The organism is Proteus sp. G2609 (assembly GCF_963896135.1).
Lineage (GTDB): Bacteria > Pseudomonadota > Gammaproteobacteria > Enterobacterales > Enterobacteriaceae > Proteus > Proteus mirabilis.
Genome location: NZ_CAWQNB010000036.1, coordinates 36,178 through 48,722, shown reverse-complemented (window position 1 = coordinate 48,722; position 12,545 = coordinate 36,178). Strand labels below are relative to the sequence as shown.

12 protein-coding genes are annotated in these 12,545 nt (G+C 38.0%); 8 read left to right on the top strand and 4 right to left on the bottom strand.

The genetic code is table 11. The annotated features are described in order from the left end of the window. Positions 1 to 3 precede the first annotated feature (3 nt). The 4 genes from nqrE to nqrM all read left to right on the top strand — a co-directional run bounded on the left by nqrE (position 4) and on the right by nqrM (position 3,198). Positions 4 to 600, top strand: coding sequence for an NADH:ubiquinone reductase (Na(+)-transporting) subunit E (nqrE, locus tag AACV01_RS11075; RefSeq protein ID WP_004244800.1), 597 nt, complete (start codon positions 4 to 6; stop codon positions 598 to 600). 16 nt (positions 601 to 616) lie between these two features. Continuing rightward, positions 617 to 1,843, top strand: a complete 1,227-nt coding sequence (gene nqrF / locus AACV01_RS11070; RefSeq protein ID WP_004244799.1) for an NADH:ubiquinone reductase (Na(+)-transporting) subunit F — start codon at positions 617 to 619, stop codon at positions 1,841 to 1,843. An 85-nt stretch (positions 1,844 to 1,928) separates the two neighbouring features. Beyond that, positions 1,929 to 2,951 carry an FAD:protein FMN transferase gene (locus AACV01_RS11065; RefSeq protein ID WP_004244798.1) on the top strand — a complete coding sequence of 341 codons (1,023 nt, stop codon included), beginning with the start codon at positions 1,929 to 1,931 and terminating at the stop codon, positions 2,949 to 2,951. A gap of 19 nt (positions 2,952 to 2,970) precedes the next feature. Next, complete coding sequence (gene nqrM / locus AACV01_RS11060; RefSeq protein ID WP_004244797.1) at positions 2,971 to 3,198, top strand: (Na+)-NQR maturation NqrM; 228 nt, start codon at positions 2,971 to 2,973, stop codon at positions 3,196 to 3,198. A gap of 156 nt (positions 3,199 to 3,354) precedes the next feature. Here nqrM and AACV01_RS11055 read toward each other — a convergent pair whose 3' ends face one another. Together AACV01_RS11055 and AACV01_RS11050 are read right to left on the bottom strand one after the other, a co-directional pair. Then, complete coding sequence (locus AACV01_RS11055; RefSeq protein WP_004244796.1) at positions 3,355 to 3,567, bottom strand: CsbD family protein; 213 nt, start codon at positions 3,565 to 3,567, stop codon at positions 3,355 to 3,357. A 93-nt stretch (positions 3,568 to 3,660) separates the two neighbouring features. Then, on the bottom strand, positions 3,661 to 4,533 hold the full coding sequence (locus AACV01_RS11050; RefSeq protein WP_004244795.1) for a glycerophosphodiester phosphodiesterase family protein: 873 nt from the start codon (positions 4,531 to 4,533) through the stop codon (positions 3,661 to 3,663). A 235-nt stretch (positions 4,534 to 4,768) separates the two neighbouring features. Between AACV01_RS11050 and dinB the strand changes: the two genes are divergently transcribed. Continuing rightward, on the top strand, positions 4,769 to 5,824 hold the full coding sequence (dinB, locus tag AACV01_RS11045) for a DNA polymerase IV (RefSeq protein WP_020945310.1): 1,056 nt from the start codon (positions 4,769 to 4,771) through the stop codon (positions 5,822 to 5,824). 75 nt (positions 5,825 to 5,899) lie between these two features. Here dinB and AACV01_RS11040 read toward each other — a convergent pair whose 3' ends face one another. Together AACV01_RS11040 and AACV01_RS11035 are read right to left on the bottom strand one after the other, a co-directional pair. Beyond that, positions 5,900 to 8,062, bottom strand: coding sequence for a TonB-dependent siderophore receptor (locus AACV01_RS11040; RefSeq protein WP_161682923.1), 2,163 nt, complete (start codon positions 8,060 to 8,062; stop codon positions 5,900 to 5,902). A gap of 249 nt (positions 8,063 to 8,311) precedes the next feature. Continuing rightward, the gene (locus tag AACV01_RS11035; protein ID WP_004247394.1) at positions 8,312 to 9,769 is read right to left on the bottom strand and encodes an aminoacyl-histidine dipeptidase; all 1,458 of its coding nucleotides are present in this window, start codon (positions 9,767 to 9,769) and stop codon (positions 8,312 to 8,314) included. Between the two features lie 354 nt (positions 9,770 to 10,123). Here AACV01_RS11035 and gpt point away from each other — a divergent pair, with 354 nt between their 5' ends. The 3 genes from gpt (at position 10,124) to crl (ending at position 12,541) form a co-directional block, all read left to right on the top strand. Beyond that, complete coding sequence (gene gpt / locus AACV01_RS11030; protein ID WP_004244790.1) at positions 10,124 to 10,585, top strand: xanthine phosphoribosyltransferase; 462 nt, start codon at positions 10,124 to 10,126, stop codon at positions 10,583 to 10,585. A gap of 232 nt (positions 10,586 to 10,817) precedes the next feature. Further along, on the top strand, positions 10,818 to 12,068 hold the full coding sequence (gene frsA / locus AACV01_RS11025) for an esterase FrsA (RefSeq protein WP_004247395.1): 1,251 nt from the start codon (positions 10,818 to 10,820) through the stop codon (positions 12,066 to 12,068). A gap of 71 nt (positions 12,069 to 12,139) precedes the next feature. Continuing rightward, positions 12,140 to 12,541, top strand: coding sequence for a sigma factor-binding protein Crl (crl, locus tag AACV01_RS11020; RefSeq protein ID WP_004244788.1), 402 nt, complete (start codon positions 12,140 to 12,142; stop codon positions 12,539 to 12,541). Positions 12,542 to 12,545: the final 4 nt, after the last annotated feature.

Below are 12,545 nucleotides of genomic sequence, written 5' to 3'. Positions count from 1 at the left end.
GCCATGGAACATTATATAAGCTTATTTGTTCGTGCTGTTTTTATTGAAAATATGGCACTGGCGTTCTTCTTAGGGATGTGTACTTTCCTTGCGGTATCTAAAAATGTAAAAACAGCATTTGGATTAGGTATTGCGGTAACCGTTGTTCTGGGTCTTTCTGTACCTTTGAATAACTTGGTTTACAACTATGTACTACGCGCGAATGCATTAATGGAAGGTGTTGATTTAAGTTTCTTAAACTTTATCACTTTCATTGGTGTGATTGCGGCACTGGTACAGATCCTCGAGATGATTTTAGATCGCTACTTCCCTTCGCTATATAACGCATTGGGGATCTTCTTGCCACTGATCACTGTTAACTGCGCTATTTTTGGTGGTGTGTCCTTTATGGCACAACGTGACTATAACTTTAGTGAATCTATTGTATATGGTTTCGGCTCTGGAATTGGCTGGATGTTAGCTATCGTATTACTGGCTTCTATTCGCGAAAAAATGAAATACGCGGATGTACCGTCAGGTATGAAGGGATTAGGAGTTACTTTTGTCACCACAGGGTTGATGGCATTAGGTTTCATGTCCTTCTCTGGTGTTCAGCTATAAAGGGTGAGAAGAACTCATGGATATAATTATTCTAGGTGTTGCGATGTTTACCCTGATTGTATTGGTGCTAACTGCATTGATTTTGTTTGCAAAATCAAAGTTAGTCAATACAGGGGATATTGAAGTTGAGGTGAATGGAGATCCTGAAAAAAGTTTCCATGCGCCAGCCGGTGATAAATTACTCAACGTATTATCAAACGAAGGTATTTTTATCTCATCTGCATGTGGTGGTGGTGGCTCTTGTGGTCAATGCCGCGTAAAAGTACTTGAAGGTGGTGGAGATATTCTTCCTACTGAGCTTTCTCATATTAATAAGCGCGAAGCTAAAGAAGGTTGCCGTTTAGCTTGTCAGGTTAACGTTAAAAATAATCTGAAATTAGAGCTACCCGAAGAGATCTTCGGGATTAAAAAATGGGAATGTGAAGTTATCTCAAATGATAACAAAGCCACGTTTATTAAAGAGTTGGTATTAAAAATTCCTGAAGGTGAAGTGGTACCTTTCCGTGCTGGGGGCTTTATTCAGATTGAATGTCCTCCTCACACAGTGCGCTATGAAGATTTTGATGTTCCTGAAGAGTATCGTGAAGATTGGGATAAATTTAATTTATTCCGCTATGTTTCTGAAGTTAAAGAGACCACAGTGCGTGCATACTCCATGGCGAACTACCCTGAAGAGCATGGCATTATCATGTTAAACGTGCGTATTGCGACACCGCCACCACGTAATCCTGATGTGCCACCGGGAATTATGTCATCTTATATCTGGTCATTAAAACCGGGTGATAAAGTGACAATTTCAGGACCATTTGGTGAATTCTTCGCGAAAGAAACTGATGCGGAAATGATCTTCATTGGTGGTGGTGCTGGTATGGCACCAATGCGTTCACATATTTTTGATCAGCTAAAACGCTTACATTCTAAACGTAAAATTAGCTTCTGGTATGGTGCTCGTTCTGTGCGTGAAATGTTCTATACAGAAGATTTTGATATGCTGGCTAAAGAGAATGAAAACTTTACTTGGCATGTTGCGCTGTCAGATGCATTACCGGAAGATAATTGGACGGGTTACACCGGCTTTATTCACAATGTGCTCTATGAAAACTACCTTAAAGATCATCCAGCACCAGAAGATTGTGAATTCTATATGTGTGGACCACCAGTGATGAATGCTGCGGTGATCAAAATGCTTAAAGATTTAGGCGTAGAAGATGAAAATATTATGCTGGATGACTTTGGTGGTTGATTTTTCTCATAAAGTAGATAAAGCATAACAGTATGAAATGACAAGCGCCCACTAATGTGGGCGCTCATGATCAGAAGAGAGATATATGTTAAAAAGAAAGATGATGCATGGGATCTTGATGCTATGTGCACTGGTTTTCTTATCAGCCTGTGGTGAAAAACAGCAGGTGTTAGAAGGCGAAACGATGGGAACTTACTATTCAATTAAATATGTTCCTAGTAGTGATTCACCTTCACAAAGCGTCTTACAAACAGAAATCGATCGTATTCTTGAAGAAGTGAACGATCAAATGTCAACGTATCGTCCTCAATCTGAATTAAGTCGTTTCAATCAAAGTCGTGAAATTAATACGCCATTCCCAGTTTCACCCGCTACTGCTAAAGTCGTTAGTGAAGCGATACGTATTAATAAAATTACGGATGGGGCTCTAGATGTTACTGTTGGGCCTTTAGTCAATTTATGGGGATTTGGCCCTGAAGGACGTTTTACTCATCAACCTTCAGCCGATGAACTAGCTAAACGTAAAAAATGGACGGGAATTGATTACCTTGCAGTGGAAGGTAATACATTAATTAAAAAAATACCTGAGCTTTATGTTGATCTCTCTTCTATTGCTAAAGGTTACGGTGTTGATGCTGTTGCCGAATATTTGATTTCTCAAAATATTACCAATTATATGGTTGATATTGGTGGTGAGGTGAGAACACAAGGTGTTAATGGTAATGATAAACCTTGGCGCATTGCGATTGAAAAACCTGCTAATGATGGCACCACACAGAGCGTACAATTAATTATTGAACCGGGTGATAATTCGATTGCGACATCGGGGGATTATCGTAACTATTTTGAAGAAGATGGCGTTCGTTTTTCTCATACGATTGATCCTACAACAGGTCGTCCAATCAAACATAACCTTGCCTCTATTACCGTAATTGTACCTACTTGTATGAGTGCTGATGGTTTATCAACAGGGTTAAATGTTCTGGGGCCTGAAAAGGGCTTAGAGGTAGCAAATAAATTAAATATTCCTGTTTTTATGATAGTTAAAACTGAAAATGGGTTTGAAGAGCGTTATAGTAAGGCATTCGCCCCATTCTTGAAAAAGTAGAATTTAAGGAGAGAAGGTTATGTTAAAAATATTTCTTTTTGCCTTCATCTTGTTCTTACTGGCATTCTTTGGAATGGCTTTAGGATATATTGTTAAACGTAAAAGTATTCAGGGCAGTTGTGGTGGTTTAGGCTCTATTGGTATTGAGAAAGAGTGTGATTGTCCTGAACCTTGTGATGCTCGTAAAAAAAGAATGGCGAAAGAAGCTGCTCGCCAAGAGCTATTGCAAAAAAACCGCATCTTATAGTTTGGTTATCGATGCATTTTTTTGCTAACGATAGATTTATCAAGTAATAGCTAAAATAAAAGAGTGACGTATATTTTATACGCCACTCTTTTTTGTTTAGAAAAATCGCTTTCAGATAAGGATATTAAGCTTTTTAATAGCGTGATTAAGTCGCTGCTACTTCCAAGGATAAGGGTTACTGCCTTCCCACTCTAATACTTCTTTTTTTGCCTCATCATAAGAATAACCATAATGCTCTTGGAGTTTCCCTATCAGTTGCTCTCTGGTTCCTTCAATAATATCCAGTTCATCATGGGTGAGTTTTCCCCATTTTTCTTTCACTTTTCCTTTAAATAAATTCCAGTCACCAGAAGCTTTATTATTTAACATCTTATTCCACCTAACTTATTTCTGTTTATTGACACTATTAAGTGTAGAAGAGAAATGTATTAAGGTAAAAAAGCGCCAATGTCGCAACGATGTTTACTCTTTTCTGAATGCTTTTATTTTAGCTGGAGAATCAACCATAACTGCATCAGCACCTAATTCTACTGCTTGCAAATAATCTTTCTCAGTATTGATACCGAATAAAACGATATGCGCATTACCCCCCGCACGAAAACAAGACATCGCATCTTTGTCCCAACTTAATACAGCCGCTGAACGAGCTTCACCTAAGGTATATTTTTCAACCACCTCAACTTTTCTGTGCAGTTCAAGGCCATACCAACGTGTGATATCAAGATTTTCTGGCAGTAAACAGATATGCCCCATAGTAATATTGGCTAAGATATCGCGGGTAACATCACGACTTTCAAAGCGTTGTACGTTATCAGGTAACGCATCTAAAAAAGCACTATTGGTAGAATAAACACGCGTTCTCTCTAACGCATTATGTTTGCTTAATACCGAAGCTAATGCTTTGCCTTGTATAACGGGATCGGCATCAGGTGATTTTAAGTCAATATAGAATTGTGTTTTAGGAAATTGAGTCAGAATATACTCCAATGTCGGGATAGTAACCCCTTTATTGCGATATGGAAATTGTTGTGCTTCCCCATATTTATATCCTGCATCCCATTGCGCCAATTCTTTGGCAGTAAAGGTTGAAATTGCCCCTTGACCATTAGTGAGGCTTTTTAGATCACTTGGACGATAAAGAACAGGGACATTATCTTTAGACAGTTGAACGGTTATCCAAATTGCATCAGCTTGATTGCTTAGTGCTGTTTTGATAGCAATTTCGGTATTTTCAGGTGCATCCGCTGTGCCACCTCTGTGTGCAATAATTTTAGGAGAAGCCATAACAAATACTGAGTAAAAGAGGAATGAAATTGCAATAAATATTTTGATCATATAACTCTATTTCCTTGTTTTATATTTGATTTTCAAATAATTACGATAAAAATAAAAAGAGCAGAATAAGTTAAAAGTAATCTATCATTACTGTGTGACATTTCTATAAACAAACGTACTTAATTAAAATAATAATCACTAATATCACTTAAAATAGGTATAGATCAGGGAATAAAAATTGTAGTTAATGGTTATTTACTGTATATTTAAACAGTAAATAGCGTGAGGTGATTGTATGCGGAAAATTATTCATGTCGATATGGATTGTTTCTATGCTGCGATTGAAATGAGAGATAACCCTACATTAAAAGAGATCCCTATTGCAGTCGGTGGTAATGCTTCTCGTCGAGGTGTTATCTGTACTGCTAATTATCCTGCTCGCCGTTTTGGTGTCCGTAGTGCCATGTCAACGGCTACGGCATTAAAATTATGCCCTCATTTAAAAGTATTGCCCGGTCGCATGGCATTATATAAAGAGACTTCAGCTAAAATTCGTCAAATATTTGCCCGTTATACAGATTTAATAGAGCCGCTTTCATTAGATGAAGCTTATCTTGATGTGTCTGATAGCAAACACTGTCACGGCTCTGCCACATTGATAGCGCAACAGATCCGCCAGCAAATTTTTGCTGAACTTAACCTCACGGCTTCCGCCGGTATTGCACCGATTAAGTTTCTCGCCAAAATAGCATCTGATTTAAATAAACCAAATGGACAATATGTGATCACCCCTGAGCAGATGGATGACTTTATTTTAAAATTACCATTAAATAAAATTCCAGGAGTAGGAAAAGTCACCTTTGCTCGATTACAAGAGATGGGATTAGAAACCTGTGCTGATGTTCGTCGTGCTGATGTTATTTCCTTAGTGAGAAATCTAGGTAAATTTGGGCAAAGCTTATGGGAGCGTAGCCATGGTATTGATGAGCGATTAATCAATCCTGAACGTTTAAGAAAATCTGTTGGTGTTGAGCGCACACTGGCTGAAGATATTGATTCATGGGATGAGTGTTTAGCATTGCTTGATGGATTATATGATGAATTAGAAAAACGATTAAGCCGAGTGAAACCTGATCTTAGAATTGCGAGACAAGGGGTTAAATTAAAATTTGATGATTTTCAGTTAACCACCCAAGAGCATTCTCATCCTATTTTAGAAAAAACGGATTTAATTGATATTGCTTATCAGGCATGGCATGAACGTCGAAATGGCAGGGGAGTAAGATTAGTCGGTTTTCATGTCACGTTGCAAGATCCACAAATGGAACGACAACTTCTTTTAGCATTATAAGTATTAAAAACCATAGCGAGCATCAAGGCGCACTATGGTTAATGTATTTAAATATACTTTTTAATTAATAGATGATCACCAGCGGTAATTTATTGTTGCTGTCATGGTTCTGCCAATGCCATAAAAACAGGCAGTTTCACCCGCACAAGAGGCAACATAGTGTTTGTTGGCAATATTATTCATATTTAGTTGAACTTCAGCCCCTTTTAAAGAGGAGGATAACTCGCCTAAAGAATAACCTACCATGGCATCATACAAAGTGACTGCAGGTACACTAATCGTATTTTTAGTGTCACCTTGAGATACACCGATATATCTCACACCAAAGCCCGCTTTAGCACCATTAAATAGCCCTGATGTTTCATCATACTGTCCCCAAAATGATGCCATATGTTTAGGAACCCGTGGTAATTCTTTTCCTTGTGTACCTGCGGTGATGGTTTTTCTCACTTCAGTATCGGTATAAGCATAGCTACTAATAAATGATATATTTTCAGTTAATTGGCTATTAATTTGCGCTTCAATACCACGGCTTCTAATTTCACCTACTGGCTCAAAATAGGCTTTTTCAGCGTTATAGTTAGTCACATTACGTTGTTGTAATTGGTAAATAGAGAGTGTTGCTAATGTCTGTTCATTTGGGGTGAGGTATTTTATTCCTGCTTCTAATTGACGTCCTTCACTTGGCTCAAATGGTGCACTACCCGGAGCTCTTCGTGTCTGTAAATTAGGTTCAAAAGAGGTGCTATAACTAATATAAGGTGAAATACCATTATCAAAGGCATAGAGTAGACCCACTCGACCGGTTAGCTTCTGGTCGTCTTGTTGGTCTTTGCTGCTTTTGATGTGATCATAGGTACGAACTTGCGCCCAATCTTGGCGTAATCCCCCTAATAAGATCCAGTTTTTCCATTGGATCTGATCTTGCAAATAGATCCCTAACTGGTCGTGTTTTTTTAATTGATTTGTCACCGGTTTTTGTAAACTGATATCAATAGGATAATGATAATTAGGATTTCGCCAATCCAAATCATATTCTGGGCCCATCGCTTGCAATAAATTGTCTTTATTTTTACTCCATTGATAATCAATACCTATAATTACTGTATGCGCTAATTTTTCAGTATCAAAATCAGCTTGTAGTCGAGTATCAATACCAAATGTATCTGTTTCTCGTTTTTCTTGTTGAGCTCGGCGTTCAAGAATATAAGGGTTATCTTTTCTTAATGAACCAAAAACAAGATATTTATATTTTTGTTTGATATGGCTATAACGGGCATTTTGGATCAATTTTAATCTATCATTAAATTCATGTTCAAATTCATAACCAACGCCATATTGTTGGCGCCATGATTGGTGATAATCAGCATTATTTACATTGAAATCAAATGGAATGGTGCCTTCGGGTGTTTTTTTGACCGTACCATAAGCTGGCAAAAAATTACGGTATCCCGCTTCGGGCTCTTGTTGAATAAAACTTAATAACGTTAAACGTGTCTGCTCATTTGGCAAAAAAGTGATGGCAGGGGCAAGGGCAAATCGTTCTTCTTTATAGTCTTTAATTTGAGTATGTTGTGTTTTTGCTAATCCATTAAGGCGATAGAGAATACGATTATCATCACTTAATGAGCCTGCAAAATCAAAAGCTGTCTCTGCTAATTTATCATTTCCTACACGTGCTTGAATATGATTAATGGTTGTTGAAGTGGGTCTTTTGCTGGTCATTGCCACAAGACCACCTGGATTTAATTGGCCATATAGAACAGAAGACGGGCCACGGATCAGCTCAACTCTCTCTAATAGCCAAGGGTCAATGGCTCCTGTAGAAGATGAGGCTCCCATACCATAACTAAGTCCATCAAGAAAACGGGGGGCATAGCTATATCCACGAATAAAGATTTCATCATTTCGGTTTGAACTGCCGCGATATTCAGTGAAAACGCCAGGTGTATACCGCAATGCTTGAGAGACAGAACTGACATCTTGCGCATCCATCTGGTCACGTGTAATGACACTGATTGATTGTGGTGTCTTATCTATATCACTAAGTATTTTATTTGTTGATAGTGTTTTTGTTGCCACTAAACCTGAAATTGGTCCTTGCGGATCTTGTGAGGGGGATGCGGTAACAATGATTTTATCAGGTGAATTTTGTGTCATTGCGGCATGAATTTGTAACGATAACAGACTGAAGGGGAGAGCAAGTAATAGGTTGGTAGCAATAATTTTTTTAGACACTGTTGATCCCTTTAAATTTTTAATTTTTCTTTACCTAAAATGCGGTAATGGTGAAAATACCATTATGTAAATATTAATACTAATGATAATTATTATTATTCTATAAATTATTTTTATTAGTATTAATTTTTTATCACAAAATAGTATAAGAATTGGCTTTTATAAGGTGGGTTGGGAATAAGTTATAGGGAGATAAAATAACAAAAAACCCGCCTATTAAGCGGGTTTGATAACTGTTTTTAAGTAGAATTATTTAGCCGGGATCGCTTTTAAAATGGCAGTCAGTAACTGCCAGTATTGGCCGACACTCTTAATGTGTACTCGCTCGTCCGGTGAATGTGCACCGCGAATGGTTGGCCCAATAGAAACCATATCCATATCTGGATAAGGTTTTTTGAATAGACCGCACTCAAGACCTGCATGGATCACCATAATATTTGGCACTTTATCAAATAGTTGTTGATAAGTGTCGCGTACTAAGTGCATAACCGGTGAATCCGCATCAGGTTTCCAGCCAGGATAACCACCTTTGGTTTCGATATCTGCTTGAGCAAGTTTGGCTAATGCTGTCAGCATGCTAACAACATAAGTTTTACCGCTATCAATCAGAGAGCGAATTAAACATAGGATTTCTACTTTATCGTCAACAATACTCACTACACCGACGTTTAATGAGGTTTCAACCACACCTTCTACATCATCACTCATGCGAATAACACCATTTGGCATGGCATTAAGTAAATTGATAGTGCGAGATTGACAATCAGCAGTAAATACTGGTTTTTCGGTGCTAGTATCTGTTAATTCGATAGCTAGATTTTTTTCAGCAATGGCTAATTCACTTTTTAATAGCGCTTCAAATTCTGTGGTAATGCTATTTAATTGAGTCGCTTTATCCGCAGGAATAGCAAAAATAATATGCGCTTCACGAGGGATAGCATTACGCAGTGTACCACCATGGAAATCAATTAATTTTAGTGCTAATTCATCCGCATGTTCAGCAAGGAAACGCGCTAATAATTTGTTTGCATTACCTAAACCTAAATGAATATCACCACCTGAGTGGCCGCCATTTAGGCCTTTTAGTACCAGTTTTTTGACGATATGGTTTGCAGGAATAGTTTCATAAGTGAGGTCTACCGTGGTTTTAACATCAATACCACCGGCACAACCCATATAGATTTCGCCTTCTTCTTCTGAGTCTGTATTAATCAGAATATCTGCTTGTAACCAACCAGGCTGTAGTCCAAAAGCACCATCCATTCCAGTTTCTTCTGTCATGGTTAACAATACTTCTAAGGGGCCATGTTTAACAGTATCGTCAGCTAATACAGCAAGTGCAGAAGCCATACCAACACCATTATCTGCACCTAATGTGGTGCCTTTCGCTTTTACCCATTCACCATCAATATAAGGTTGGATAGGATCTTTGGTAAAGTCGTGTTCGGTATCGTTATTTTTTTGTGGCACCATATCTAAGTGCGCTTGTAAAACGACTGTTTTACGATCTTCCATACCTTTGGTGGCAGGTTTACGGATTAAAATATTTCCTACCGCATCGCGCTCAACAGATAAACCTTTTTCTGTCGCCCAAGCCATAATGTGGGACGCTAAGGCTTCTTCATGGTATGAAGGGTGTGGAATTGAACAAATTTTTGCAAAAATATCCCATAATGGTTGTGGGGATAGAGTAGATAGTTCAGACACGATGGATCTCCTCTAACAGCATCTGTGTTATGAATAGCCTACCGCTTTCTTAAGGGTTAGCTTTATTATTCTGAGCGTTATTCGCCAAATATAATTGAGAATATCACTTTCTTTTGATGAATGCGTCATTCTCTTACGTATCTATCTAATAATTTGGATTTCTGTGTTGGTGTTCGCTTTTTTATTGCGTATTTTTTTAGACAAAAAAAATACATATCAGGAAAAATGAGGATTATCTCGACCATTTTTATGTTTTCTCTGGTTTTTGAACGCTCAAATCACTATAATCTCGCGCAACCTTTTTTTCCGCAAAAAAGCTTCTCTCGAATTTCAAGTAGCTAGGATCACAATATTATGAGCGAAAAATATGTTGTAACGTGGGATATGTTGCAAATACATGCCCGTCAATTGGCACAACGTTTGTTACCAGTCGAACAATGGACAGGCATTATTGCCGTCAGTCGTGGTGGATTAGTTCCTGCCGCATTACTTGCTCGTGAATTGGGTATCCGCCATGTGGATACTGTCTGTATTTCTAGCTATGATCATGACCATCAACGTGACCTCAAAATCTTAAAAAAAGCAGAAGGTGATGGTGAAGGTTTTATCGTTGTTGACGATTTAGTTGATACAGGTGGCACCGCAAAAGTTATCCGTGAAATGTATCCGAAAGCACATTTTGTCACTATCTTTGCTAAGCCAGAAGGGCGTCCGTTAGTTGATGATTTTGTGGTTGATATTCCACAAAACACCTGGATTGAACAACCTTGGGATATGGGCGTTATGTTTGTTCCCCCTGTTTGTGATAAAAAATAATTTATCTTAATCAGTTAATCCAAATATATTGATAAAATCCTCGTTTATTGAACTGACCCCAGTTCCTATGCGAGGATTTTTTATATCGGCTTTATTTTTGATGATCTTACGCTTTTCCTATCTCTTCGTGCTGATGTTGATCTGCTATTCCACTGTAGAAGTGAAATCCATGTTATGATATGAGCAGAATTTTGAGCCTCATTATACGATACACACTGATTTGAAGAGTGATATGGCAAATAATACAAATCTTTCTGAAACGTTATTTAAACCTCGTGCTAAACATGCGGAAACCTCAACGTTAATACAGTACACACACCCTAAATCTAATATTGATTCGTACTCTGTACTTAATGGGATGAGCCAGCAAAATTGGTATCGCACAATTCAACGTCTACAGTGGATCTGGCGAGGTATTTCCCCCATAGAGATCGAAGAAGTATTAAGTCGCATTGCTATTTTTGATGCGCCACGCAGTGATGATAAATTTATTGATACAGTCGTTGGTTATCGACGTGGCAACTGGTCATTTGAATGGTCTCATCAAGCAATGATTTGGCAACAAAAAGCGTTACGAGAGACCTCAGAGGAAGCAGCCGCTGATTGTTGGTTACGAGCGGCAAACCTTTATAGCATTGCTGCTTATCCATTTATTAATGGCGATTTTCTTGCTGATCAAGCGGTAGTATTGGCGATGAAAGCTTTTGAAAATGCCATGAAATTCTCTTCATTTGAAGTAAAAAAACTGACGTTTAAATTAACAGGTAAAGGAACTACTAGTGGATTTTTACATCTACCTAAAGGGTGTAAAGGACCTTATCCAACAGTCATTTTTTGTGGTGGATTAGATAGTTTACAAAGTGATTATGTTAACTTTTTTAGGCGCTACTTATCACCAAAAGGTATCGCGATGTTAACCGTAGATATGCCATCTATCGGTTATTCTGTTAAGCAGAAACTCAGCGAAAATACCTGTCAATTGCATGGCGATATTTTACAGCAGTTGGGAGATATTCCATGGATTGATCACACTCGGGTGGGCGTAATGGGATTTCGGTTTGGTGCCAATATTGCGGTGCGTTTAGCCTATCTTTATCCAAAATTGATTAAAGGTGTTGTGGCATTAGGGCCATTAATTCATGCCTTTTTTACTCAAGCGGAATTACAGAAGAAAATCCCCATTATGTATCTTGATGTACTGGCGAGCCGCTTAGGATTATTAAATATAGATGAAAACAATCTCAGACTATCGTTAAGTAGTTATTCACTGAAAAACCAAGGGTTGATTGGTCGTCGTATGCCAGTGCCGATGATGAGTGTTTATTGGAAAGGGGATGAAATTAGTCCTAAAGAGGATTCGCAGCTCATTGCTCGCTCTTCTATGGATGGCGATATAGTAGAAATAAAAGAAAAACCACTTTATAAAGGGCTTGAACAGGCATTAACTAAAAGCGCAGATTGGATCTATGCTAAATTAATATAAATAATTTCAAACAATAACTTGCTAATTATAATAGATTATATAACAGTAGAGGTGATAAGGAGACTGAATTTATGACTTCATCTTTGCACCCTACCCGAGGTAAGTTATTAAAGCGTTTTGCTCAAATAGGACCTTATATCCGTGAGCAACAATGCCAAGAAAGCCAGTTTTTTTTTGATTGTTTAGCTGTTTGTGTAAATAAGAAAGTCACACCAGAAAAACGAGAGTTTTGGGGCTGGTGGATGGAACTTGAACGTAATGGTGAACAGTTAATTTATTATTACCAAGTTGGCCTATTCGATAAAAATGGCGATTGGGTTAATCAAGTAATAAGTAAAAAAGATGTGATTGAATCAATACATGAAACACTTATTCGTTTTCATGATTTTCTACAAGTGGCGGTAAGTGAATTAGAGATGACGCTAGTTCCAGATGAAAAAATGAGCAATTTTCCTCTTCCCCTTAAGCCCTAATTTT